The sequence below is a fragment of the Streptomyces sp. NPDC006510 genome (assembly GCF_040611955.1).
In the GTDB taxonomy this organism is placed as follows: Bacteria; Actinomycetota; Actinomycetes; order Streptomycetales; family Streptomycetaceae; genus Streptomyces.
Map to the genome: position 1 here is coordinate 1 of NZ_JBEXPH010000129.1, position 24,465 is coordinate 24,465.

At 71.1% G+C, this 24,465-nt stretch carries 19 protein-coding genes and 1 pseudogene; 14 read left to right on the top strand and 6 right to left on the bottom strand.

Annotation, left to right across the window (positions count from 1 at the left end; genetic code table 11):
* The 4 genes and pseudogenes from ABZY11_RS30240 to ABZY11_RS30255 all read right to left on the bottom strand — a co-directional run.
* A pseudogene (locus tag ABZY11_RS30240) lies at positions 1-363 on the bottom strand (hypothetical protein); the annotation flags it as partial.
* Between the two features lie 75 nt (positions 364-438).
* Positions 439-2,142, bottom strand: a complete 1,704-nt coding sequence (locus tag ABZY11_RS30245; RefSeq protein WP_356482184.1) for an acyl-CoA dehydrogenase family protein — start codon at positions 2,140-2,142, stop codon at positions 439-441.
* A 36-nt stretch (positions 2,143-2,178) separates the two neighbouring features.
* Positions 2,179-2,835, bottom strand: a complete 657-nt coding sequence (locus ABZY11_RS30250) for a TetR/AcrR family transcriptional regulator (protein WP_356482185.1) — start codon at positions 2,833-2,835, stop codon at positions 2,179-2,181.
* Between the two features lie 93 nt (positions 2,836-2,928).
* Complete coding sequence (locus tag ABZY11_RS30255) at positions 2,929-4,968, bottom strand: SpoIIE family protein phosphatase (protein WP_356482186.1); 2,040 nt, start codon at positions 4,966-4,968, stop codon at positions 2,929-2,931.
* A gap of 364 nt (positions 4,969-5,332) precedes the next feature.
* Here ABZY11_RS30255 and ABZY11_RS30260 point away from each other — a divergent pair, with 364 nt between their 5' ends.
* Positions 5,333-6,994 carry a PHP domain-containing protein gene (locus tag ABZY11_RS30260; RefSeq protein WP_356482187.1) on the top strand — a complete coding sequence of 554 codons (1,662 nt, stop codon included), beginning with the start codon at positions 5,333-5,335 and terminating at the stop codon, positions 6,992-6,994.
* A 63-nt stretch (positions 6,995-7,057) separates the two neighbouring features.
* Here ABZY11_RS30260 and pgm read toward each other — a convergent pair whose 3' ends face one another.
* Positions 7,058-8,698, bottom strand: a complete 1,641-nt coding sequence (gene pgm, locus ABZY11_RS30265) for a phosphoglucomutase (alpha-D-glucose-1,6-bisphosphate-dependent) (protein ID WP_356482188.1) — start codon at positions 8,696-8,698, stop codon at positions 7,058-7,060.
* A 260-nt stretch (positions 8,699-8,958) separates the two neighbouring features.
* Here pgm and ABZY11_RS30270 point away from each other — a divergent pair, with 260 nt between their 5' ends.
* The 3 genes from ABZY11_RS30270 to ABZY11_RS30280 all read left to right on the top strand — a co-directional run bounded on the left by ABZY11_RS30270 (position 8,959) and on the right by ABZY11_RS30280 (position 11,582).
* Positions 8,959-9,444, top strand: a complete 486-nt coding sequence (locus ABZY11_RS30270) for a GNAT family N-acetyltransferase (RefSeq protein ID WP_356482189.1) — start codon at positions 8,959-8,961, stop codon at positions 9,442-9,444.
* A 108-nt stretch (positions 9,445-9,552) separates the two neighbouring features.
* On the top strand, positions 9,553-11,175 hold the full coding sequence (locus ABZY11_RS30275) for a glycoside hydrolase family 13 protein (protein ID WP_356482190.1): 1,623 nt from the start codon (positions 9,553-9,555) through the stop codon (positions 11,173-11,175).
* An 89-nt stretch (positions 11,176-11,264) separates the two neighbouring features.
* Entirely contained in the window at positions 11,265-11,582 is a 318-nt protein-coding gene (locus ABZY11_RS30280) for a cupin (RefSeq protein WP_356482191.1), read from the top strand.
* Here the strand turns inward: ABZY11_RS30280 and ABZY11_RS30285 are convergent.
* Positions 11,572-12,837: an MFS transporter gene (locus tag ABZY11_RS30285; RefSeq protein ID WP_356482192.1), complete on the bottom strand. Its 1,266-nt coding sequence runs from the start codon at positions 12,835-12,837 to the stop codon at positions 11,572-11,574. The genes ABZY11_RS30280 and ABZY11_RS30285 overlap by 11 nt on opposite strands.
* A gap of 80 nt (positions 12,838-12,917) precedes the next feature.
* Between ABZY11_RS30285 and ABZY11_RS30290 the strand changes: the two genes are divergently transcribed.
* From ABZY11_RS30290 to ABZY11_RS30335, 10 genes are all read left to right on the top strand, one after another.
* Positions 12,918-13,805, top strand: coding sequence for a LysR family transcriptional regulator (locus tag ABZY11_RS30290; protein ID WP_356482193.1), 888 nt, complete (start codon positions 12,918-12,920; stop codon positions 13,803-13,805).
* A gap of 498 nt (positions 13,806-14,303) precedes the next feature.
* Entirely contained in the window at positions 14,304-15,086 is a 783-nt protein-coding gene (locus tag ABZY11_RS30295; protein ID WP_356482194.1) for a hypothetical protein, read from the top strand.
* 382 nt (positions 15,087-15,468) lie between these two features.
* Positions 15,469-16,350: an ABC transporter substrate-binding protein gene (locus ABZY11_RS30300; RefSeq protein WP_356482195.1), complete on the top strand. Its 882-nt coding sequence runs from the start codon at positions 15,469-15,471 to the stop codon at positions 16,348-16,350.
* A 340-nt stretch (positions 16,351-16,690) separates the two neighbouring features.
* Complete coding sequence (locus ABZY11_RS30305) at positions 16,691-16,909, top strand: hypothetical protein (RefSeq protein ID WP_356482196.1); 219 nt, start codon at positions 16,691-16,693, stop codon at positions 16,907-16,909.
* Positions 16,910-17,515: 606 nt separating this feature from the next.
* Entirely contained in the window at positions 17,516-18,505 is a 990-nt protein-coding gene (locus ABZY11_RS30310) for a LacI family DNA-binding transcriptional regulator (RefSeq protein ID WP_356482202.1), read from the top strand.
* Between the two features lie 67 nt (positions 18,506-18,572).
* Positions 18,573-20,255, top strand: a complete 1,683-nt coding sequence (locus ABZY11_RS30315) for an ABC transporter substrate-binding protein (protein WP_356482197.1) — start codon at positions 18,573-18,575, stop codon at positions 20,253-20,255.
* Positions 20,256-20,341: 86 nt separating this feature from the next.
* Entirely contained in the window at positions 20,342-21,319 is a 978-nt protein-coding gene (locus ABZY11_RS30320; protein ID WP_356482198.1) for an ABC transporter permease, read from the top strand.
* Positions 21,320-21,342: 23 nt separating this feature from the next.
* The gene (locus ABZY11_RS30325; RefSeq protein ID WP_356482199.1) at positions 21,343-22,290 is read left to right on the top strand and encodes an ABC transporter permease; all 948 of its coding nucleotides are present in this window, start codon (positions 21,343-21,345) and stop codon (positions 22,288-22,290) included.
* Positions 22,291-22,293: 3 nt separating this feature from the next.
* Positions 22,294-23,331: an ABC transporter ATP-binding protein gene (locus tag ABZY11_RS30330; RefSeq protein ID WP_356482200.1), complete on the top strand. Its 1,038-nt coding sequence runs from the start codon at positions 22,294-22,296 to the stop codon at positions 23,329-23,331.
* Positions 23,328-24,356 (top strand): ABC transporter ATP-binding protein, encoded by a 1,029-nt coding sequence (locus ABZY11_RS30335; RefSeq protein WP_356482201.1) that lies wholly within the window; start codon positions 23,328-23,330, stop codon positions 24,354-24,356. The genes ABZY11_RS30330 and ABZY11_RS30335 overlap by 4 nt, the downstream gene beginning before the upstream one ends.
* Positions 24,357-24,465: the final 109 nt, after the last annotated feature.

Genomic DNA, 24,465 nt, shown 5'->3' on the forward strand with positions numbered 1-24,465 from the left:
GTCCGCCACCATCGCGGCGAGCGGCGGGGCGAGCTGCCCGGCGAGGGGGCCGATGCCGGGCACCAGCCGGCGCAGCGCACGGGCGGCGAGCCGCGCGCGCAGGTCGATGAGCTTCTCCGGGGTGACGACCCGCCACGCGCCGGGCAGCGAGCGGGCCACCATGCCCGGTGCGGACACGCCGAGGACAGCGGTGGCGGCCTCGGGGCGGATCCGCCCCATGGGGGCCGTACGGATGGCGAAGTACCCCATCCAGAAGCCCTTGAGGCCGACGGACTTCCCGATGCCACGGCACTCGTCGTCGAAATAGATCACAGCGTGGAGGGGCTCGGTACGCAGCCACAGGGTGCGAGGTCTCGACTCCATGGAGCCAACCTGACGCCCCACGGCCCCGGGCCGCCCGTACGGCGCACAAACCTGGGGAGCGGCAGCGGTGACGGCTCAGCCGACGGCGCCGAAGTGCCGCTCCACGATCGCCGCGGCGTCGGTGCCGCGCGGCAGGATGCCGTACTGGTGACCACGGCCCTCACCGAGCCGTGCGGCCACGAACGTCTCGGCCGACGCCGCCGGAGCGTGACGGAGCATCAGCGAGGCCTGCAGGGCCAGCGCCATGCCCTCCACCGACGCACGGGCGTGGGTCTGCGCCGAGAGCGGATCGCGCAGGTCCTCGGTGAGTTCCCGGCGCACCCGGCGGATGTGTGCGTCCAGTACGGAACTGGCACCCGCCGTGGTCTCCAGCTCGGCCCAGAAGGCGTCCAGTGACTGCGGGGTTCTTCCGATGCCCCGCAGCACATCGAGCGCGATGACGTTGCCCGACCCCTCCCACACCGCCATCACCGGCTGCTCGCGGTAACGCCGGGCCAGCGGCCAGTCCTCGGTGTAGCCGTTGCCGCCCAGGCATTCCAGTGCCTCGTAGGCGTGGTGCGGGCCGCGCTTGCAGATCCAGTACTTGGACACCGCGGTGGCCAGCCGGCGGAACATCTCCTCGGATTCGCCGCTGCCGCTCTCGTACGCGTGGGCCAGGCGCAGCGAGGTCCAGGTCGCGGCCTCCGTCTCCAGCGCCAGGTCGGCGAGGACCGCCGTCATGGCCGGCTGGCCGGCCAGCCGGGCACCGAAGGCGCTGCGGTGCCGTGCGTGCCAGATCGCCTCGGACACCGACTGGCGCATGCCGGCGGTGGTGCCGAGCACACAGTCGAGCCGGGTGTGGTTGACCATCTCGATGATGGTCGGGACACCGCGGCCGGGCTCACCGACCCGTACCGCCCAGGTGCCGTCGAACTCCACCTCGGAGGAGGCGTTCGACTTGTTGCCGAGCTTGTTCTTCAGCCGCTGGATACGGACGGTGTTGCGGGTGCCGTCGGCCAGTACCCGCGGCACGAGGAAACAGGTGAGTCCGGCCTCGGCCTGCGCCAGCACCAGGAAGGCGTCCGACTGCGGCGCGGAGAAGAACCACTTGTGACCGGTCAGCAGATGGGCCCGGCCCTCGGGATCGGAGGCCAGCGGGACGGCCCGCGTGGTGTTGGCGCGTACGTCGGAGCCGCCCTGCTTCTCCGTCATCCCCATGCCGAAGGTGAGCCCTGATTTCTCGCCCGGGGCGATCAACCGGGGGTCGTACGCGCGGCTGAGCAGGCCCGGCAGCCAGTCCCGTCCCACCTCCGGGTCGCGTTGCAGGACCGGGACCACGGCATGCGACATGGACATCGGGCAGGCGTGGCCGGGCTCGATCTGGGCGAACAGCATGAAGGACGCCGCCCGTGCCACCGCCGCTCCGGGCTTCGGGTCGGCCCAGCCCGCGGTGTGCGTGCCGTGGCACACGGCCGCGCCGATGATCTCGTGGTACGCGGGGTGGAAGTCGATCTCGTCGACACGGTTGCCGTAGCGGTCGTGGGTGCGCAGGACGGGCGGCGAGGTGTGGGCGAGTTCCGTACTGAGCTGGAACCGCTCGGAGCCGACCAGGGTGCCGATCTCGTGCAGCTCCGGTTCGTGCCAGGCCGCACCGAAGGTCCGGACGGCCTCGGTGAGCGGCAGGTTGGTGCCGTACTCGTCGAGGTCCTTCCGGGGCGGTGCCTGGTTGGTGACCTCGTGGGTGGGGTGCGGTGCGGGGGCCCCGGGCCGCAGGCCGGCCGGGTGCTGAGTGACGGTCATGGCGGGTGGTCCTGTTCTGGGTCGACGGTCGACGGGTCAGGGCGACGGGGGTGGCGGTTCGGCGGGGCGGGCGCCGGTGTCTCGGGCGCCTTCGGCTCCGACCGCTCTGAGGCACAGCGCGGTGATGCTCTCCACGACCGGTCCCGGGTCGGTCCGCGCGCCGACCGGCGAGAGCGGGCCGAGCAGTGCCTCGCCGACCGCACCGATCACGGCAGCGGCCGACAACTGGGCATTCTGCGGGGGAAGTTCGCCTGCGGAGATGCCGGCGACGATGACCGTCTCGGCGAGCATGTGGTAGCCGCGCCGGTACGTGAGCCGCTCCTCCTCGACGAGCGGATCGACCGGTTCGGCCAGCAGCGCCCAGGCGGTACGGGGGCTGCGCAGCGCACGGTACGAGAAGACCTCGACGAGCGCGCGGAGCTGCTCGGTGACGCCGCCTTGTGCCTGTACGGCCTCCCGGACCGCGCTGAGCTCATGGCCTGCGACATGCCGGAAGACCGCGGCCAGCAGCTCTTGCTTGGAGGCGAAGTGGTTGTACACGCTGCCGGTGGCCACGCCGGCCCGCCGGGCGAGCGCGGAGATGCTGGCCGCCGGGTATCCGCCCTCCGCCAGCAGCTGCCGTGCCGCGTCGAGCAGCCGCTCGCGGTGGGCGAGCCGGGTCGCCTCCGTGCGGGCGGTGGGTCGGTAGGCCATGATGATCTGAACCCCGATTCATATCTTCTGTTGTTCAGCCAACCACTGTTGTTCTCCGGGTGCAATGGCCCGGCGCGGAACCGGCCCGCCCGGTCAGGAATCGTCCGTGGCGGACCCGAGCTCCTGCTCGGTCCACAGGGTCTTGCCGTCGGCGCCGTAGCGGGTGCCCCAGTGGGCGGCGAGCTGGGAGACGATGAACAGTCCGCGGCCGCCCTCGTCGACGGTGCGGGCATGGCGCAGATGGGGTGAGACCGGGCTGCTGTCGTGCACTTCGCAGGTGAGCGTGTGGTCCAGGATCAGCCGCAGTCGCAGCGGAGGGGTGCCGTAGCGGACCGCGTTGGTCACCAGCTCGCTCACGATGAGTTCGGTCGCCTCGATCGTCTCCTCGTCGAGGTGCCAGCCGTCGAGCCGGTCGCGCACCAGCGCGCGGGCGACGCCCGGCGTGGTCCGGTCCTGGGACAGCGCCCAGGTCGCGACCCGGTCCGGCGGGACGACGCCGATACGGGCGAGGAGCAGGGCGGCGCCCTCGGGGTGTGCGTCGGGGGGAAGGCTGTAGACCACGTCGTCGCACAGGTCCTGCAGGCCGCGTCCGGGGTTCGCGAAGGCATCCCGCAGGCCGGCCGGCTCCCGGCCTGCGGGCATGGGGGCGCCGGAGAAGAGCGCCAGGACGCTGCCCTCGTCGAGTTCGAAGGTGGCAGTGGCGAAGGGGGCGCAGTCGCCGGAGAAGAGCCGGGGTCCCTCGGGCACGTCCAGGGGCGTCATGGTGCCGTCGGGGGTCATCAGGCCCGGTGTCGCGTTCCCCGCGCGTGCGATGGTGCAGGTGCCGGAGAACGGGTCATGGACGGCGTACATGCAGGTGGCTGTCAGGGACTGCCCGAGCAGCCGGTCCCCGGGCGGCAGCGCCGCCCGTTCCCCGGCGAGGCGGTCGGCGGTGTCGGCCAGCCGGGCGAGCACCTCGTCGGGTTCCAGGTCGAGCCCGGCCAGGGCCTGGATGGCGGTTCGCAACTGGCCCATGGTGATGGCCGTCTGGAGTCCCGGCCCCTCGACCGCGCCGACGACCAGGGCGGTGCGGGCGCCGGAGAGGCCGATGGTGTCGAACCAGGATCCGCTGTTGCGTCCGGGCAGCAGGACATGGGCGGTCTCCATGGCGATGTGGTCGCTGTCGCGCTGCGGCAGGAGCCGGCGCTGAACCGTCGACGCGATCACATGGTCGCGCTCGTACTGCCGCGCGTTGTCGATGCTGAGGGCGACATGGGCGGCGGCCGTCAGCGTCAGCGGGAGATCGTTCTCCTCGAAGGGCTCCGACTCCCGGCACCGGTAGAGACTCACCAGACCGAGGACCGCGCCGCGCAGTTTCAGCGGCACCACGATCATGGAGTGGGCCCCGATCGCCTCGATCAGCCGCGCACTGCCGGGGGCCGTGTCCAGCCAGGGCGTCCGAGCGGTGATCCGGACCAGGCGGGGCCGGAGATCCGACACGGCCAGTGCGTAGGGCGTACGGGCGGGCAGCCGGCGCATCTCGCCGACGAGGCCGTCCCGGTGACCGTCGGCGCCGAGACCCCGGAGGGCCGCCCGGCGCAGTGGGACGTCGTGCCCCAGCGGCCCCGGCGGCAGGTCCGACCCCCGCAGGACCTCGTCCACCACCTCGACGACGGCGAAATCGGCGAACACCGGCACCACGGCTGCGACGAGCCCCTCGCAGGTGGCCGCCACATCGAGCGACCTGCCCACCCGGGTGCGCACCGCGTTCAGGCACGCCGCCCGGTTGCGCGCCTTCTCCTGCTCGTCGACATCGACGACCGTGGCCAGCAGCCCGAGCGTCCGCCCCCGCGCGTCGTCCAGCCGGTGGATGGACACCTTGAGGCTGCGATCGGGGCCGGGCATGTCCACGAGTCGGCCTCGGATCACGAGGTCGCGTACGGCCACACCGCTGTCCAGCACTTCGCGCAGCACCCGCTCCGCCTCGTGCGGTCGCTCCAGCCGGTACACGTCGGTGAAGTACTGTCCGGCGAGGTCCTCGGAGGGAACGGCGCCGGAAAGGACGGTCGCCCGGATCACCCGCAACCGCGTGTCCAGAACATGCAGTCCCACGGCGGTCTGGGCGAACAGGGCGTGCAGGATCGCCGACGCCATACCGTCGACCCCTGCCGACGCGGGGTCCGGTGCACCGGCGTCCGACACGGATTCACCCCCATCAGGCTCCGCCCCCTGCCCGGATCGGCAGGTAGGGACAAGCGTCGGTGCACGCTGCGGATCCCGCCACCGGGGGAGCGGCGAACGGGCGACCCGCCGGTGTCACCTCGTTCATCCATGCGCCCGGCGTTCCGCTGTGCACGCGGTGCCCAGCGCCAGGATGAGCCGGCGTGCCACGGGCACGTCTCCCGCACTTCGTCCCGGGTTCACCGGCTGGTTCCGGGATCAAGAAATCCTCCCGGTGGCGGCCCCGCGGTCCGGCCCCGGACTTCTCGCCGCCCCGCACGAAGGAGAACGACGCGTCATGTCCCACCCCGTGCCCGAATGGGCCGACCCCCAGGTTCCCGCGGAGTCGCTCGACCCCCAGGGCCTCAGCCGCCGGGGGCTGATGCGCCGCGCCGGTCTGTTCGGCGCGGCCTTCGCCGCAGCCTCGCTGCCGCTGCCCGCGCTGGCCGACAGCCGGGGAGGCCGGTCCCACGGGCACGCCCCGGATCTCGTCTATCTGGTCGGCGACCACCACAACCACTCCGTGTACAGCCATGACGCCAAGTACACCTTCTCCCAACTCGCCTCGGCAGGCCAGAAGTTCGGCCTCGACTGGATGGTCTTCACCGAGCACGGCAACATCGGCCACGCCGAGTTCGGCGCCGCGCAGGAGCACCGGGAGATCCTCAAGGCCCGCGCCGACAACAAGCGCATGCTGATCTTCCAGGGGCTGGAGTGGTACATCCCCGGCGCCGAGCACTGCACCGTCTTCTCCCCGCCCGGACGGCACGAGGTCGACCTCCTCACCCGCTTCGAGGAGGCCTTCGACGGCAAGCTGCTCGGCTACACGGCCGGTGCCCCGACCCACCCCGACACCCCGCGCAACGAGGCGCACGCGGTCAAGGCCCTCAAGTGGCTGGCCGAACAACGCCGCACCCGGTACGTCGACGACGTACTCGTCCTCGCCAACCACCCCATGCGCCTCGGCATCGACTCCCCGCACGAGATGCGCGCCTGGCGCGACGCCGCCCCCGGGATCATGATCGGCATGGAGGGCGCCCCCGGCGCCCAGGCGGGGGCGATCCCGGGCTGGCACCCGGACACCAACATCCGCGGCGAGTACAGCAATTCACCGTCCGCCGACTCCTGGCCCGGCTACCCGCGCGAGGCCTACGTCACCTACGGCGGATTCGACTGGGCGACCGCGACCGTCGGCGGCCTGTGGGACGCGATGCTGGCGGAGGGCAAGCTCTTCACGATCACCTCCAACTCCGACGTCCACCGCGTCGCCCAGGACACCTGGGTCAACGGCGAGTGGCCGCCCGGCCGGAACTTCGACAACACCGGCCACCTCCCCGACCCGTACAACACCACCGAACCGCAGCCCGGCGGCGACTTCTGGCCCGGCCAGTTCAGCCGTACACATGTCGGCGTCACCCGGTACGGCTACCGGAACGTGATGGAGGGGCTGCGGGCCGGCCGGGTCTGGGTCGACCACGGCCACCTGATCGACGGCATCGACGTCAAGGTGCGCGGCGAGCACGGCAACAGCGCCACGCTCGGCGGCCGGCTGCGCGCCGGGCGAGGCGAGCGGCTCACCCTCACCGTCACGGTGACCGCCGCGTCCCGCCGCAACCCGTACGGTGTGCTGCCGCGCCTGGAACACGTCGACGTCATCCGCGGCGCCGTCCGTGGCCCGGCCGCCGACCGCGACGACTGGCACGCCCCCGACACCCGGCTCGCCCACACCGCCGACGTCTCGGGCCGCCGCGGCACGTACACCCTGCGCATCCCGGTCGGGCGCGCGGACGATCCGTTCTACCTGCGGCTGCGCGGCAGCGACGGCAAGCGCCACGGGGCGGGGTTCCTCGGCGCGGCGATCGACCCGCACGGTCCGCTGCCGCACGAGCCGGGCCAGGGCAACCCGTGGCTCGACACCTGGTTCTACACCAACCCGGTCTTCGTGGACGTCGTCCGCTGAACCGCTCGCCGGAGCCGCCCCGGGCCAGTCGTCGGACCGGCCCCGGGCGGCTCCGGCCGGTGCTCAGGCCTCCAGGGCCGCGGAGACCACGGCCTTGGCCTCCTCCTGCACCCGGCCGAGATGGTCGGTACCCAGGAACGACTCGGCGTAGATCTTGTACACGTCCTCGGTGCCCGAGGGGCGCGCCGCGAACCAGGCGTTCTCGGTGGTCACCTTGATGCCGCCGATCGGTGCGCCGTTGCCGGGCGCCTCCGTCAGCACGGCCGTGACCGGTTCACCGGCCAGGGTGTCGGCCGTGACCTGCTCGGGGGAGAGGCGCGCGAGCACCGCCTTCTGCTCGCGGTCGGCGGGGGCGTCGATCCGGGCGTACGCCGGCTCACCGAACCGGGCGGTGAGCGCCGCGTAGTGCTCGGAGGGGGACTTGCCCGTCACCGCGAGGATCTCCGAGGCGAGCAGCGCCAGGATGATGCCGTCCTTGTCGGTCGTCCACACCGATCCGTCCCGGCGCAGGAACGAGGCACCGGCGGACTCCTCGCCGCCGAACCCGAGCGAGCCGTCTACCAGCCCGTCCACGAACCACTTGAAGCCGACCGGCACTTCGACCAGCTCACGGCCGAGACCGGCGGCGACCCGGTCGATCATCCCCGACGAGACCAGCGTCTTGCCGACCGCCGCGGCCACCGGCCACTGCTCCCGGTGGGCGTACAGGTAGTTGATGGCGACGGCGAGGTAGTGGTTCGGGTTCATCAGCCCGGCGTCCGGTGTCACGATGCCGTGCCGGTCGGCGTCGGCGTCGTTCCCGGTCGCGATCTGGTAGCGGTCACGCTGCCCGATCAGCGAGGCCATCGCGTAGGGCGACGAGCAGTCCATCCGGATCTTTCCGTCCCAGTCCAGCGTCATGAACCGCCAGGTGGGGTCGGTCAGCGGATTGACCACCGTCAGATCGAGCCGGTGCTGTTCGGCGATCCGGCCCCAGTACGCGACCGACGCGCCGCCCAGCGGGTCGGCCCCGATGCGTACCCCGGCCGCGCGGACCGCGTCCAGGTCGAGCACGGACGGCAGGTCGGTCACATAGTTGCCGAGGAAGTCGTACGTCCCGGTGGTCGACGCCGCCCGTGCGCGGGCGTACGGCAGCCGGCGTACGTCCTTCATCCCGGCGGCGATGATCTCGTTGGCCCGCTCCTGGATCCAGCCGGTGGCATCGGATCCGGCCGGGCCGCCGTTCGGCGGGTTGTACTTGAACCCGCCGTCGCCGGGCGGGTTGTGGGACGGAGTGACCACCACACCGTCGCCGAGCCCGGCCGTCCGGCCCCGGTTGTGGCCGAGGACGGCGTGCGAGACCGCCGGGGTCGGGGTGTAGCCGTCGGCCGGATCGATGAGCACGGTCACATCATTGGCGGCGAACACCTCGATGGCGGTGATCCGGGCCGGCTCCGACAGCGCATGGGTGTCGGCGCCGAGGAACAGCGGCCCGTCCGTGCCCTGGTGCGCCCGGTACTCGCTGATGGCCTGACTGGTGGCGGCGATGTGGTCCTCGTTGAAGGCGGTGGCCGTGGACGAACCGCGGTGACCGGAGGTACCGAACGCCACCCGCTGGTCCGGCTCGGCCGGGTCCGGGTGCAGCGCGTAATACGCCGTCACCAGCCTGGCCACATCGATGAGATCCTCCGGCCGGGCCGGCTGTCCAGCTCGTTCGTGCGGCATCTGCCCACTCCTCCGTATCGGTCGGTCGCTTCGGTCGTCCCCCGCCACATTTTCGCGGGTGGCCCGCACCGGTCCGTGACTGCCCCGCCGTGGGTCCGGCCGACACGGCGGCGCACCCGGCGGGGCGGGCCCGTACGGGCGGAGCGGGCGAACTCGCTGGCGGTCGTGACCGGCTCCGGCATAGGTTCGTCCACGATCACGAGCAGTTCACCGCTGACTGTGCGAAACGGCGGGTTTCCGGCCGGACCAGGAGAGACAAGATGGCACCGAACGATTCCGCACCGGACGGCCGGATACAGCTGCGCGAGGCCACCGCCGAGGACGCCGGTCCGCTGACCAGGCTCTTCCTCGACTCGCGCGCCGCGTCCATGCCGTACCTGCCGAAGGTGCACAGCGACGAGGACACTCTGGCCTGGATGACCCATGTCGTCCTGCCCGGGACGACGGTGCGGATCGCCGAGACCGGTGCCGGGGCACTGCTGGGCTTCGCCTCCCTGAACGGAACCGAGCTGGAACACCTCTACCTGCGTTCCGACGCACGGCGCCGGGGCATCGGCTCACTGCTCCTGGCCGAGGTGCGTGGGCTCGCGGCCGAGGAGCTCACCCTGTATGTCTTCCAGCGCAACACGGACGCCCGGGCCTTCTACGAGCGGCACGGGTTCACTGCCGTCGGGTTCGACGACGGCAGCCGCAACGAGGAGAAGGAACCGGACGTCAGGTACCGGTGGACGGCGGACGTCGGGTAATCCACGCGAGATCTTGCTCTCCGCCACGTGCGGTGGTTGAGTGTGCCGCGCTCCGGCGGAGCTCCGGCCGAGAGCACTGCGCCGAATCCCCACGAAAGGAAGGCCCACGTGACAGCCGGCCCCGCGCTCCGGGTCACCGCGGACTGGTGGCGGGACGCCGCCATCTATCAGATCTACGTACGCAGCTTCGCCGACGGCGACGGGGACGGGACCGGCGATCTCGCGGGAGTACGCGCCAAGCTGCCCCACCTCGTCGAACTGGGCGTGGACGCGATCTGGTTCACCCCCTGGTATCTGTCGCCGCTCGCCGACGGCGGATACGACGTGGCCGACTACCGCACCATCGACCCCGCGTTCGGCAGTCTCACCGAGGCCGAGCGGCTGATCGCGGACGCCCGTGAACTGGGCATCCGTACGATCGTCGACATCGTCCCCAACCATGTCTCCGACCAGCACGCGTGGTTCCGCGCGGCCCTCGCCGCCGGGCCGGGCAGCCCCGAGCGGGAACTCTTCCACTTCCGGACCGGGCGCGGCGCGGACGGCGAACTGCCGCCCAACGACTGGGTCTCCGAATTCGGCGGCGTCCCATGGACCAGGCTCGCGGACGGCGAGTGGTACCTGCACCTGTTCGCCGCACAACAGCCCGACCTCAACTGGGCACACCCGGCGGTCCGCCAGGAGCACGAGGACGTGCTCCGCTTCTGGCTCGACCGGGGCGTGTCGGGCATACGGGTCGACTCGGCGGCGCTGCTCGCCAAGGACCCCGCACTGCCCGACTTCGTCGAGGGCTGCGACCCCCACCCGTTCTCCGACCGCGACGAACTCCATGACATCTACCGCTCCTGGCGGGCCGTCGCCGACGAGTACGGGGCGGTCTTCGTCGGCGAGGTCTGGCTCCCGGACAGCGAGCGCTTCGCCCGCTATCTGCGCCCCGACGAACTGCACACCGCCTTCAACCTCAACTTCCTGGCCTGCCCCTGGGACGCCGGGCGGCTGCGCTCCACGATCGACGACACGCTCGCCGAGCACGCCGCGGTCGGTGCCCCCGCCACCTGGGTCCTGTGCAACCACGACGTGACCCGGACCGCCACCAGGTACGGCCGCGAGGACACCGGATTCGCCTTCCACACCAAAGCCTTCGGCACGCCGACGGACCTGGCACTGGGCGGCCGGCGGGCCCGCGCCGCGGCACTGCTGTCGCTCGCCCTGCCCGGTGTAGTCTACCTCTACCAGGGCGAGGAACTGGGACTTCCGGAAGCCGACATCCCGCGGGACCGGATCCAGGACCCGATGCACCTGCGCTCGGGCGGCACCGACCCGGGACGCGACGGGTGCCGGGTGCCGCTGCCGTGGTCGGCGCGGGCCCCGTACGCCGGATTCGGCTGCACCACGGAGCCATGGCTTCCGCAGCCGGCCGGCTGGTCCGCGTACGCCGCCGACCGGCAGCGCACCGACCCGGAGTCGATGCTCAGCCTCTACCGCGAGGCGCTGCGGCTGCGCCGCACCGAGCCCGGCTTCCGCACGGAGGGGTCCGGTGGCCGGCAGCTGACCTGGCTGCCCTCCGCACCCGGCGCGCTCGCCTTTGCCCGTGCCGGCGGCCCGGTCTGTGTGGTGAATCTGGGGGAGGAAGCCGTGGAGCTCCCCGAACACACCGAAACCCTCCTCCTCAGCGGCCCGCTGGACGAGCGGGGTCGGCTCCCGCAGGACACCGCGGCCTGGCTGAGGCCGTAGGGCCGCCCGTCCGGGCAGGCGGCCGATAATCCGCGCGGCGGGCCGGCGGCAGGATCGCGGGGGGACGAGCGCTGCGGCACAGTGGGCATATGGACGATCTGAATGCCCTCGCCGACGAGCATCTGGCCGCGGCCCGGGCCTCCGCGCACGGCCGCAGCGCCCACCGTCTGCTGCATGAGGAACCACTGAGGCAGACCGTCATCGCCCTCACCTCCGGTTCCGCCCTCGACGAGCACAACGCCCCCGCCGCGGCCTCCCTCCAGGTGCTCCGCGGCAGGGTCCGTCTCACGGCGGCCTCGGGCGATGTGGAGCTGAGCGCCGGAGCGCTCCAGGCGATCCCGCAGGAGCGGCACGGGCTGCTGGCACTGGAGGACGCCGTGGTGCTGCTGACCGCTGTCAACGACTGACGGCGCCGGACCCGGGACGTGCGGCCGAAGCCGTCCGGACGCGCTCCAGGACCCACACCACGAGGCTGCCCGCGGCGAGCGCACCGCCCAGGAGGCAGATGCCGCTCCAGCCCGCCCGGGACCAGACCACCGAGGCGAGCGCGGCTCCGGCCGCCCCGCCCATGAAGAAGATCGTCATGAACGCGGAGTTGATCCGGTTGCGGGCCTCCGGACGGAGCGCGTAGATCACGTTCTGGCTGCTGTTGAGTCCTGCCTGCTGGGCGATGTTCAGCAGGATCACGCCGACCGTCAGCCACAGCAGGGACGACTCACCGGCCAGCAGCGGCAGCCAGGCGAGCGTGAGGAGCGCGGCCGCCGTTCCCGACACCGCCTGCACCCGGCCTCGGTCGCTCAGCCGGGCCGCGATGTTCATGCCCACCACACCGATGACGCCCACCAGACCGAAGAGCCCGATGGCGGCCGCGTTCCACCGGAACGGCGGCCGGGTCAGCAAGAACGTGAGCGCGGTCAGCTGCACGCTGTACGAGGCCATGGAGAACGCACCGATGGCCGCCCGCCGACGCAGCAGGGGCTCCTGCCGCAGCAGGGCCAGTGTGGAGCGCAGCAGCCCGGTGTACGAGATCGTGGCCGCGTCGCCCGACCGGGGCAGGCGGGGAAGACGGTTGTGCAGCAGGACCGCCATGACGGCCATGAGCAGCGCGTTCACCCAGTACACGGTCCGCCAGCCGCCGAGCTCGGACAGCGCGCCGGCGGCCAGCCGTCCGAACAGCCCGCCGAGCAGCACACCGGACATGACGATGCCGACGATCCTGCCGCGCTCGGCCGGAGCCGCGAGAGCCGCCGCGAACGGCACCACGACCTGGGCCCCGACGGAGGTCAGCGCGGTCAGCAGCGTGCCCGCGATCAGCAGCGGGCCGGTGGGAGCGGCGGCCGTCACCAGGAGGAAGAGGGCGGTCAGGGCGAACAGGCCCACGGCGAGCCGTCGTCGGTCCACCATGTCCCCGAGCGGGACGAGCAGGATCAGGCCCAGCGCGTACCCGGCCTGGGCGGCGGTCACGATCAGCCCCGCAGCGGTGACACCTATGTGCAGATTCATCTCGATGATGTCGAGGAGCGGCTGCGCGAAGTAGTTGCCGGCGCAGGAAAGGGCGGCGGCGAGAGCCATCAGCAGAACCAGACCGCGCCCGAGCGAGGGCGGTTCGGACATGGTGCGGGGCACGGCCCGGCTGCGGGTCCCGTGAGTGGAGTGAGCCATGTGTCTCAGCGTCACGGATCGACCATCCATGAGTCCAACACATGTTTTTCATTCCATCGATCGTGGTTCACGATGGATACATGGAACTTCAGCAGATGCGGTACGTCGTCGCGGTGGCGGAACTGGGGAGCTTCACGCGCGCCGCGAAGCGGTGCCTGGTCGTCCAGTCCGCGTTGAGCCACCAGATCGCCCGGCTGGAGAAGGAGCTGGGGGCCCGGCTCTTCGACCGCACCAGCCGCCGGGTACGGCTCACCACGGCGGGCGAGGTGTTCCTGCCGGAGGCCAGGCAGGCGCTGGACGCGGCGGAACGGGCCCGCGCCGAGGTCGCCGCGACGGCGGGGGAGGTCCGCGGACGCCTCGCGGTGGGAGCCATCCCGACCATTGCCGCGGTCGACATCCCGGCGGCGCTGCGGGTGTTCCACCTCCGCTACCCGAAGGTGCACATCGTCCTCCGGGTCGGGGCGAGCAAGGACCTGGTCCAGGAGGTACGGGACGGGACGCTCGACGTGGCGTTCCTGGGCGTGCTGCCCAGCTACCGACCCAAGGGCGTGAGCGATCACGAGCTCGGCACGGGCGAACTGGTCGCCGTCGTGGCACCCACCCACGCCCTGGCCGGACAGGCGGAAGTGGGCCTTGAGCGGCTGGCGCAGGAGATGTTCGTCGACTACCCCGACGGCACCGCCGCCCGGGCGCAGTCGGAGGAGGCGTTCGCGGCGATGGGCCTCACCCGCGAGGTGGCGTTCGAGGTCAGCGGCACCGACTTCATCGTCCGGCTGGTACGCAGCGGGCTCGGTATCGCCATGCTGCCGGCAGCCTTCGCGGCGGAACTGACCGGCGTACACGTCCTGCCCGTCCGCGACGCCCCCGCACGCACGGAGCGCCTGGTCTGGAGCCGGTTCCGCCCCACCCCGGCCGCCGCGGCGTTCCTGACCGGTCTCGGCGTCGATCCCGCTGCCATGACCGGCTGAAGGGTCCTGCACCGGTGACCGGATCACGGCTCAGTGGTGGGGAGTCGCCGGACACGGGAGCGGGCGCAGCGGAGCCGAGAGGGCGACGGCCGACGCGAGGCTGAGGACCAGGGCGGCGGTCGGGGCAGGTCGCGCGGGATCGGCGGGCGGCCGGGTGCGAGTCGTGATCCGGATCCTGATCCGACCACGTGAAGCCGACGGTGGTCGACGCACCGGGAGTCATTCTGGTCTCGTGTCTGCCGTCCGACGACGAAACGGCCGCGAAACCACCGGAGTTGAGCCGGTACGCACCGCACCCGCCGGCCTCGCCCCTCGGCCCCGGCAACCGCTGAGCCCAACACCCCTCCGCGTCGCCCGGATCTGTCCATTGGGATGACCTTGATCGGCCGTTCGGCGAGGCCGGGTGCTGTGCCGACGATCTTGAAGCCGGTGCTGTTGGTAGATGTCTGCACGGGCCGTTCGCCCGCCACACCCATCCGTCTCTCAGGGAGACCACCCATGCGCTACATCCTTGCCCCCTTCGCAGTGGCTGCCGGAGTCTGCGCCGCCGTGCTGATGTCCGGTCAGCCGGCCCCGGCCGGCGCGGCAGCCCACCCGGTGCCCCAGGTACGGGCCCAGGAGCATGCCGCCACCAAGGGTTGTGTGCAGCCGGGGGAGACGGGCCTGTATCTCTCCAAGGAGGGGACGGCGAAGGTCACCTTCTCGCAGCCCCTCCTGGACGGCCTCAGGAAGGCCGGTGCCACGATCGACGCCATTGACCCGATCCGGCTGGTCGACAACGGTACGGCCGCGGTCATGCCCATCGGTGAGAAGTACGACAACATCGAACTGCCCAGTGGCCGGGTCTGCTACCCCGGCGGCTTCAGCATTGTGCAGGCCGCCACCGGCAAGGTCTACGAGATCGAGGACTTCTGGATCCAGTTCGCCGCGTTCGGGGACAGCAAGTTCTTCGCCACTCCGGAGGTCGACGGAGTGCCCCGGGCCGCCGGGGAACTGACCATGCTGAACTTCAGCGTCCCGCAGGCGTTCACAACGGGCGAGTTCGTACCGCACAACGGCGGGATCGGCCCCAAGCGCGTGAGCATGGACATGGACGGCGAGTGGGCCCGCCACCTCAACTCCGAGCTGGGCACGGACTTCTGGGCCGGAATGCATCTCTTCGACACCGACATCGCCTGGAAGGGCGTGCCCACCAAGGCGCTCCCGAACGTCGGGCTCTTTCCCAGCCCGGGTGTGGCCGGCCTGAAGGTCATCGCCGACGCCATCCGCCCCCACCTCTAGGCGGACAAGGTCCAGGCATTTCATGGCACGGGCGAGGTCGTCCCGGACACCGGGACGACCTCGCCCGTGGTGTGTTCGGCCGACAGCCGACAGCCGACAGCCGACAGCCGACAGCGCTCGGCCGGTGATATGTGCGCTCGGGCCGCAGCACCGCCTCCACCGCCAGGGCCACCTTCCGGACCACCGGCACCAGCCGCAGACAGGCGGGCTCGTCCGGATCGTGGACGGCTTGCTTCGCGGACGGCGTGCTCGATATGAGCCTTCGGGGCCACGAGCATCTTCCGGGCCACCGGGTGGGGTGTCACCGGAGTTTGCTGGGCAGGTACTGGTGTACGACCCCGCGAAGTGGGGTGCGGCGACCGGTGGCGAGGGGCGTGGTGACGTGAGGGAGCAGAGCGTGTGGCAGTTCTCCGACGATCGGGGGCAGTTGTCGACCGCGGGGCGGCGCCCGGCGCGGCTGCTCGCCTATGTCCAGGCCGGAGCGACCCTGTGGGACCACGGGATACGCCCGAGCGCGATCTTCGGCTCCGATCACGACGACCGGGCCGTGCCGGACGCGGCGAAGACCGGTTCGCTTTCGTTGACCGAGGTCGGCTATCTCGGTGCGGGCAGCACCCTCGATGTGGAGACCCTGCTGAGCGGTGAGCCGGACCTCGTCGTGGCCGTCAGCTACGGCGGCGGTCATGTCTACGGGCTCGCCGCGGAGACCGCCAAGCATCTGGAGGAGCACGTCCCGGTCGTCGTGATCGATGTGGGGCAGGCGCGCACCCTCGCCGAGATCGGCGACCGGTTCGCCCTGCTCGCCCGTTCGCTCGGTGCCGAGGAGCCCGAGGCGGCGACCGCGGACCTGGACGCCGCGCGGCACCGGCTGCGCACGCTCGTCGCGGGTGCGGACGGGCCCCGGGTCGTCGCCCTTTCCCCGGCCGGTCAGGAACAGGCGCACCTCGCCCGCCCTCGGATGTGGCCCGAGCTGCGGGTGCTGGCCGAGCTGGGCGTCGACATCGTGGAGCCGGCCGAGGGGCCCGGAGCGAACTGGTCCACGGTCGGCTGGGCGGAAGCGGCGGCCCTGCGCCCCTCGGTGGTCCTCGCCGACATCAGGGCCAACGCCACGCCGCTCGGCGAGCTGCGGACCAACGCGGACTGGTCGGCGATCGAACAGGCCGCCCGGGTGGTGCCGTGGAATCCGGAACCGGTGTGCAGTGCGCGCGCCCACGCACGTTTCCTGACGCTCGTGGCCGACGCGGTGGCGGCGGCCGGGCGCTGAGTACGGGCGAGGCCTGACGTACGGCGCGTACGCCCGTGTGTGCCCGCACGCCGACGCCCCGTACGGACGTGTGCGGTCGCGCGGCGGGATCGATGCTGCTGTTCGTCGGCCTGACCCCGTTCATGTCCCTGGGCACCGGACTGGTCGTGGGTGCGGCGCCGCCGGAGCGCGCCGGGTCGGCCTCGGCCATTTCCGAGACGGGCGCGGAACTCGGCTGCGCCCTGGGCTTCGCGATCCTGGGCAGTGTCGCCACCGCCGTCTACGGCGGCTGCATGGCCGACCACCTGCCGAGGGAACTCCGCCCGACCTCGTCGGACCCGCCGGCGAGACCCTCGCCGCGGTGTTCGAGGCCGCCCGTCGGCTGCCGGGCGCACAGGGTGCCTCGCTGGCCGAGTCCGAACGTGACGCGTTCACACACAGCGTTCATGTGCACGCACTCATCCTGATCCCGCTCCTCGTGGCCCCGGCGCTGCTGACCCTGACACTCCGCCGTCGCGACCGGCCGGAGGAGACCGCCCGGAACGACCGGGCCGCGACTCCGACGCCGGTCACCGACTGACCGGAACGACTTTTCATGCGCATCGAGGTGTACTTCGCGGCCTCGACATCGCCGCCCCCGATGTCCTCGAAGCGCTCGGCGCCGCAGCGCCCTCGATCCGCCGAAGTGCGCCGGGTGCTGGACGGGGACACGGTCGGCCGCGGCGTACGTGCCGATGAGCGCAGCGCCGTCCGCCGCGGGATCCGGGGCGTTCCCACCCTCGTCATCGGCGGAGGACCACCGGCCTCCGCCGCCCAGGACCCGTCGCCCTCGCCCGCCTGCTGGGGAGCACGTCACCTGCCTGGGCCCGCCGTCGACCGAGCACGTGAGGCCGGTATCGGTTCCGTTCGGTCCGGTTCAGTGCGGTCCGGTTCCGCCGGGACCGGAATCCCGTACCCCGCACCCCGCTCCGTCAGGATCGTGGCAGGGTGCGGGGTTCGCCCGGCCCTCCTCGAAGCGGTGGAATCTCGATCTGCCGCACCTCTTGACACCGCCGGCCAACCCCTCGTAACTTGCCTGCAACATCGAACTAACGCGCGTTACTAAAGCGCGTAACCAGAGAGGCCCGCTGTCCGCGGGACGCAGGGGGTAACCGAAGTGGCCACGAACAAGGGGCGACGCGTGACGATGAGCGATGTCGCCCGCCACGCCGGGGTCTCGCGCACCACCGTCTCCTTCGTCCTGAACGAGCGTGCCGACGCCGGCATCCCCGAGGAGACCCGGGCCCGCATCCGGGCCTCGATCGAGGAACTCGGCTACCGGCCCAACGCCGGAGCGAGGGCGCTCGCCGCCAAGCGCAGTGAGTGGTACGGGCTGATCACCGAGATCGTCACCGCGCCGTTCGCCGTCGACGTGATCAAGGGGGCACAGGACCGGGCCTGGGCCGACGGGAAGTTCCTGCTCATCACGGCAGGGGACCGGGACCCCGCCATGGAGGCCGCCGCCTTCGACAAGCTTCTCGAACAGCGTGCCGAAGGGCTGCTGTACGCCACGACCTGGCACCGTGCGGTGACCCTGCCGCCCGCCGCCCGCGAGGTACCGGTCGTCCTGGTGAACTGCTTCGACGCGGACGGCGCCCTGCCGTCCGTGGTGCCCGACGAGGTGGCGGGCGGCCACACCGCGACCCGGCGGATGCTCGACGCGGGACACCGGCGCATCGGATTCATCAACCTCGACACGGGCATCCCGGCCGCCGTCGGACGACGCCAGGGGTACGAACAGGCGCTGCGCGAGGCCGGTCTGGACATCGACGACAGCCTCGTCGTACCGGGACACGCCACCGCCGACGGCGGGTACGCCGCGGCCTGCGCACTGCTGGACCGCGAGGAAGACCGCCCCACGGCGCTGTTCTGCGGCAACGACCGTATGGCGATGGGTGCTTACGACGCCATCAAGGAACGCGGACTGCGCATCCCGGACGACATCGCCGTCATCGGATTCGACAACCAGGAGCTCATCGCCGCGTATCTGCGGCCCGGCCTCACCACGGTCGCCCTGCCCTTCGAGGTCATGGGGGCCAAGGGCGTCGACATGCTCGGCGCTCTCACAGCGGGACAGCCGCTCGACACCACACGGATGAAGGTCGGCTGCCCGCTGATCGAACGCTCGTCGGTCTGACTGCGAATCAGCCCGACGGGGATCCTCACCCGTCTTCGGCCAATGAAGAGAGAGAAGAAACCACATTATGGCACCGTCGATACGTGCCCGGCGCCTCGGGCGCGCAGCGCTCGCCGCCTCCGTCGCCACCGCGGCGCTGCTGCTCGCGGGCTGCAGCGGCAGTGGCACGAACGCGGCGGGGGACACCTCCGGTCATCAGCTCCTGACCGTCCCCCGCGAGGACTTCGCCACCTTCACCCGGAACTTCAACCCGTTCGCCCCCGGCCAGGTGGTCGCCCCGATGACCACCCAGGCGATCTACGAGGCGATGCTCGTCTACAACCCGGCCGACGGGAAGGCCACCCCTTGGCTTGCCACCTCCTGGGAGACGTCCAAGGACGGGAGGGCCGTGACGTTCACGCTGCGCCACGGCGTCAAATGGTCGGACGGGAAGCCGCTGACCGCCCAGGACGTCGCGTACACCTTCGGACTGCAGAAGAAGCTGCTCGGCGGCTACGAGTATCTGCGGACGGCGAAGGCCGAAGGCACCGACAAGGTCGTCTTCTCCCTCACCAAGCCGTACTCACCCGGCCTGTTCGAGCTGGGCAAGCAGATCATCGTGCCCAAGCACGTCTGGGAGAAGGTGAAGGACCCGGCGAAGGACACCAATCCGAATCCGGTCGGGTCCGGTCCGTACACCCGGGTCGCCAACTTCCAGAGCCAGTCCTACGAGCTCCGCAGGAACCCCGAGTACTGGCAGCCGAAGAAGCAGCGCATCGACGGGATCCGGGTGCTGGGCTTCTCCGGCAACGACAGCGCCAACCTGGCCTTCGTCAACGGTGAGGCGGACTGGACGCAGTCGTTCATCCCTGATGTGGCCAAGAGCTTCGTCGCCAAGGACCCGAAGCACAACAAGTACTGGTACCCGAAGACCGGTTCGATGGTCGAATGGACCATGAACACCACCAGGGCGCCGTTCGATGACGCGAAGGTGCGCAAGGCGCTCAGCCAGGCCGTCGACCGCGAGAGCGTCACCGAGGTCGGGATGAACGGCTACACCCGGTCCGCCGACTGCACGGGTCTGTCCGGCGGTTACGACAAGTGGCGCGACAAGGCCCTGGCCGGTTCCTGCACCTGGACGAAGCACGATGCCGCGGCGGCGGCGAAGGCGCTCGACGACGCAGGCTACAAGAAGGGCTCCGACGGCAGGCGGAAGCTCAAGAACGGCAAGCCGTTCACCTTCGACATCTCGGTCGGCTCGGCATCCTCCGACTGGCTGTCCGTCGCCAACATCATCAAGCAGAACCTCGCCGAGATCGGCGTCACGGCGAAGGTCAAGTCCCCGGACTGGGCCGCGGTCGTCAGCGACTACGAGACCGGCGACTACGACACCGGCATCGTCTGGAGCGACAACGGCGCCACGCCCTTCCAGTTCTACCGGACCACCATGGGCACCGAATCGGTGAAGCCCGTCGGCACCAAGGCGGTCAGCAACTACCACCGCTTCGGCGACAAGAAGGCCGACACCCTGCTCGACCGGTTCGCCGCGGCCACCGACGAGGCCGGGCAGCGCGACGCGATCGACGGACTTCAGAAGCTGTTCGCCGAGGAAGCGCCCGTCGTACCGCTCTTCCCCGGCCCGGAGTGGGGCGCCTACACCGACACCCGGTTCACCGGGTGGCCCACCGAGGACGACCCGTACGCCACGCTCACCAACCGCGGCGACACCACCGTCCTCGTCCTGACGAGCCTGAAGCCCGTCAAGAACTGACCGCACTGACACCCCGCCACTCCGGTGGCCCGCCCTCGCCGACACCATGGGCGGGCCGCCGGCCCTCACAGATCGGAGAGGGACCAGTGCGTTACATCCTGCGCAACCTGGGCTTCTACCTGCTCGCCTTCTGGGCCTCCATCACCCTGAACTTCATGCTGCCCCGCTTCATGCCGGGCGATCCCGTCTCCCGGATGTTCGCCCGCTCGCAGAGCCAGATGCAGCCGGAGCAGATCGACCAGCTCCGCAGGCTGTTCGGCCTCGACCACCGTCCGATGTGGCAGCAGTACATCGACTACATCAAGGACATCTGCACCGGGAACATGGGGATCTCCATCTCCCGGTTCCCGACCCCCGTCTCCGAGGTCATCGCCTCCCAGATCGGCTGGACGCTGCTGCTCGGCGGCACCGCCCTCGTCATCGCCGTCGTCATCGGCAACCTGCTGGGCATCCTCGCCGCGTGGCGGCGCGGCGGCCTGCTCGACTCGGTGTTCCCGCCGCTGCTCGTCTTCGCCGGTTCGTTCCCGTACTTCTGGCTCGCCATGGGTGCGCTCTACCTCTTCGGGATGACGCTGGGCTGGTTCCCGATGCGGCACGCCTTCGACGTGGGCCTCAGCCCCGACCTGTCCTGGGGCTTCGTTTCCAACGCGGCCTCGCACCTCTTCCTGCCCGCGCTGACCATCGTCCTCGTGTCGATCGGCGGCTGGATGCTCGGCATGCGCAACACCATGATCGCCACGGTTGCCGAGGACTACATCACGATGGCCGAGGCCAAGGGCCTCAGCCCGAGCCGGATCATGTTCCGGTACGCGGCACGCAACGCGATGCTCCCGTCCGTCACCAACTTCGGCATGGCGCTCGGATTCGTCGTCGGCGGCGCGCTGCTCACCGAGGTCGTCTTCGCCTACCCCGGCGTCGGCTTCCAGTTGCTCGCCGCCGTCCAGGGCCTCGACTACCCGCTGATGCAGGGGATCTTCCTCACCATCACCGCCGCCGTACTGGTCGCCAACTTCCTCGTCGACCTCGTCTACGTCCGACTCGACCCGCGCGTGCGCGCCCGCTGAGCGGCCGGACAAGGAGAAGACCCATGAGTGCCCTCGACTCCCGCACGGAGCCCGTCGCACCACCCGCCCCGCCGCCGGCCGCCGGAACCCCGAAACCCCGTCGCGCCCGCGCCGGACTGCTGCGGTCCCTGCTCGCCAACCGCAAGGCGCTGTTCGGAGCCGTCGTCCTGGTGCTGTTCGTGCTGCTCGCCCTGCTGGCACCGCTGATCGCCCCGGGCGACCCGTCGAAGATCAACAGCCTGGGCGCCTCCGCCCCGTCCGGCTCCCATCTGCTCGGCACCACCGTCAAGGGGCAGGACGTCCTCGCGCTGACCCTGTGGGGCGCGCGCAGTTCGCTGTTCGTCGGATTCTCCGTCGGGATCGCCGCGACCGCCCTCGCCGTGCTCGTCGGCATGGCCTGCGCCTACTTCGGCCGGATCGTCGACGACGTGCTCTCCCTCGTCACCAACATCTTCCTGCTGGTGCCCGGAGTGCCGCTGCTCGTCATCCTCGCCGCGTTCATGCCGCCCGGCACGGCGACCGTCGTCCTGGTCCTCGTCGTCACCGGCTGGGCCGGATCCGCCCGGGTGCTGCGTGCCCAGGCCAAGTCGATCCGCGGCAAGGACTTCGTCGCCGCGTCCGTCGTCACCGGTGAACGCGCGATCCGGATCATGTTCCGGGAGATCCTCCCCAACATGGCGTCGGTCGTCATGACGACCCTGCTGGGCTGCGTCATCTTCGGGATCGGCGCCCAGGCCGGCCTCGAATTCCTCGGCCTCGGTGACGCCTCCGTCGTCAGCTGGGGCACCAACCTGTACTGGGCCGGCAACGACGGTGCGCTGATGACCGGCGCCTGGTGGGTGTTCGTGCCCTCCGGCCTCTGCATCGCCCTCGTCGCCTTCGCCCTCGCGATGGTCAACTACGCCGTCGACGAGATCACCAACCCGCGACTGCGCGCCCGCCGCACCAGGCACCGCAACCGGAAGGGCTGAACGATGACCACGCCCTCTCAGGCCCCCACGTCCTCTCAGGCACCCACGTCCGCCCAGAAGCCCACGCCCTCTCGGAACCCCGTACCAGCCCAGGACCCCGTGCTCGACGTACGGAATCTGCGCGTCGAGTACGGCGGTGACGGCCGCGGCGTCATCGGCGCCGACAACGTCTCCTTCACCATCCGCGCCGGTGAGGTCTTCGGCCTCGCCGGGGAGTCCGGCTGCGGCAAGTCGACCGTCGCCAACGCCCTGATGCGCCTCCTCAAGCCGCCCGCGCGGATCACCGCCGGAACGGTCACGTTCAAGGGCCGCGACGTACTCGCCATGGACCCGCGCGAACTACGCGCCTTCCGCTGGCGCGAGATCGCCATGGTGTTCCAGTCCGCGATGAACTCGCTCAACCCGGTCCTCACCATCGGCGAGCAGATCGGCGACATCTTCACCACCCACGAGCGGATGCGGAAGCGACAGGCAAGGGAGCGCTCCGGTGAGCTCCTCGAACTCGTCGGCATCGACCCCGCCAGGCTGAAGTCGTACCCGCACCAGCTCTCCGGCGGCATGCGCCAGCGCGTCGTCATCGCCATGGCGGTCGCCCTGAAACCGGCGCTGCTCATCATGGACGAGCCGACCACCGCACTCGACGTGGTGGTCCAGCAGGAGATCATGGCGCAGATCGGCGACCTCCAGCGCGAACTGGGCTTCTCCGTCCTCTTCATCACCCACGACATGTCCCTGATGGTCGAACTCTCCCACCGTATGGGCGTGATGTACGGCGGACGGCTCGTCGAACTCGCCCCGGCCAAGGAGCTGTTCGCCGACCCGCTCCACCCGTACACCCAGGCGCTGATGGACGCCTTCCCACCGCTCACCGGACCCCGCGTCCACCTGACCGGCCTCGCCGACCTCCCGCGCACCGGAGCGAGCTGCGGATTCCACGCACACTGCCCCGACGACCGGTCGGACTGCTCCATGAACATCCCCGACCTGCGCGAGGTGGCCGCCGGCCGTTTCGTCGCCCGTACCGGTGGAGGAACGCGATGACGGCCCCGGCCACCGCGACCCGCACCCCGCTGATGAGCGTGCGCGGGCTCACCAAGGACTTCCGGATGGGCGGACTGTTCTCCCGCGCCCACCACCGGGCCCTGAACGCCGTCGACCTCGACATCCCGCACGGGAAGATCGTCGCCCTCGTCGGTGAGTCCGGCAGCGGCAAATCCACGCTCGCCCGCTGTCTCGCCCGCCTCGAACAGCCGAGCTCCGGCCAGGTCCTGCTCGACGGTCGGGACGTACTGAGGACGCAGCGGCGCGGAGCCTCCCGCGCCTACCGGGGCACCGTACAGATGGTGTTCCAGGACCCCTTCGGCTCCCTCAACCCCGTCCACCGCGTCGAGCACTTCCTGCGCCGCGCCCTGCTGGTGCACGGCCGGCCCGCGGGCGAGAGCGAACTGCGCGAACTCATCACCACGGTCGGGCTGACCGAGGACATGCTCCAGTCCTACCCGCACGAACTCTCCGGCGGGCAGCGCCAGCGCGTCGCCATCGCCCGCGCGCTCGCCGTCGACCCCCGCCTCGTCCTCGCCGACGAACCGACCTCGATGCTCGACGTCTCCGTACGCATCGGCATCCTCAACCTGATGCGGCGGCTGCGCGACGAGCACGGCATCTCCATGCTGTACATCACCCACGACCTGGCGTCGGCCCGCTATGTCGCCGACACCACCCAGGTGCTCTTCGCCGGTGAACTCGTCGAGGGCGGCGACTCGCTCGCCCTGATGGACCGCCCCGCCCACCCCTACACCAGGCTGCTGCTCTCCGCCGTCCCCGACCCGGAGCGCGACCACGGATACGACCCCGTCGAGCGGGCCGCGCTGCGCGCCGCCGTGCTGACGCCCGAGTCGTGCCCGTACGAGGACGAAGGCGCGTGCAGCCGCACCGAGCCCGTCCGCCATGTCATCGGCGAGGACGACGGGCAGCCCCACTGGGTGCGCTGCCACCTCTACGCCCCCGCCACCCCCACCGCGCGCCGCGTCCTGACCGCGGCCACCCCGGAAGCCGAGAACGTCTGATCATGACGAACGACCTCACCCTGCCCCGCGCCCGCCGCGAGGACGCGCCGATGGGCCTGGCCGAACGGGCCGTCCTCGACCCGCACCGTCCCCGCTTCCACTTCACCGC

Bases quoted from the DNA above. Each gene is read 5' to 3' on its own strand.
- ABZY11_RS30285 (WP_356482192.1), bottom strand. From the start codon at position 12,837: ATGGCTCACTCCACTCACGGGACCCGCAGCCGGGCCGTGCCCCGCACC.
- ABZY11_RS30270 (WP_356482189.1), top strand. From the start codon at position 8,959: ATGGCACCGAACGATTCCGCACCGGACGGCCGGATACAGCTGCGCGAG.
- ABZY11_RS30310 (WP_356482202.1), top strand. From the start codon at position 17,516: ATGAGCGATGTCGCCCGCCACGCCGGGGTCTCGCGCACCACCGTCTCC.
- ABZY11_RS30330 (WP_356482200.1), top strand. From the start codon at position 22,294: ATGACCACGCCCTCTCAGGCCCCCACGTCCTCTCAGGCACCCACGTCC.
- ABZY11_RS30245 (WP_356482184.1), bottom strand. From the start codon at position 2,142: ATGACCGTCACTCAGCACCCGGCCGGCCTGCGGCCCGGGGCCCCCGCA.
- ABZY11_RS30260 (WP_356482187.1), top strand. From the start codon at position 5,333: ATGTCCCACCCCGTGCCCGAATGGGCCGACCCCCAGGTTCCCGCGGAG.
- ABZY11_RS30290 (WP_356482193.1), top strand. From the start codon at position 12,918: ATGGAACTTCAGCAGATGCGGTACGTCGTCGCGGTGGCGGAACTGGGG.
- ABZY11_RS30250 (WP_356482185.1), bottom strand. From the start codon at position 2,835: ATGGCCTACCGACCCACCGCCCGCACGGAGGCGACCCGGCTCGCCCAC.
- ABZY11_RS30255 (WP_356482186.1), bottom strand. From the start codon at position 4,968: ATGGCGTCGGCGATCCTGCACGCCCTGTTCGCCCAGACCGCCGTGGGA.
- ABZY11_RS30325 (WP_356482199.1), top strand. From the start codon at position 21,343: ATGAGTGCCCTCGACTCCCGCACGGAGCCCGTCGCACCACCCGCCCCG.
- ABZY11_RS30280 (WP_356482191.1), top strand. From the start codon at position 11,265: ATGGACGATCTGAATGCCCTCGCCGACGAGCATCTGGCCGCGGCCCGG.
- ABZY11_RS30335 (WP_356482201.1), top strand. From the start codon at position 23,328: ATGACGGCCCCGGCCACCGCGACCCGCACCCCGCTGATGAGCGTGCGC.
- ABZY11_RS30315 (WP_356482197.1), top strand. From the start codon at position 18,573: ATGGCACCGTCGATACGTGCCCGGCGCCTCGGGCGCGCAGCGCTCGCC.
- pgm (WP_356482188.1), bottom strand. From the start codon at position 8,698: ATGCCGCACGAACGAGCTGGACAGCCGGCCCGGCCGGAGGATCTCATC.
- ABZY11_RS30295 (WP_356482194.1), top strand. From the start codon at position 14,304: ATGCGCTACATCCTTGCCCCCTTCGCAGTGGCTGCCGGAGTCTGCGCC.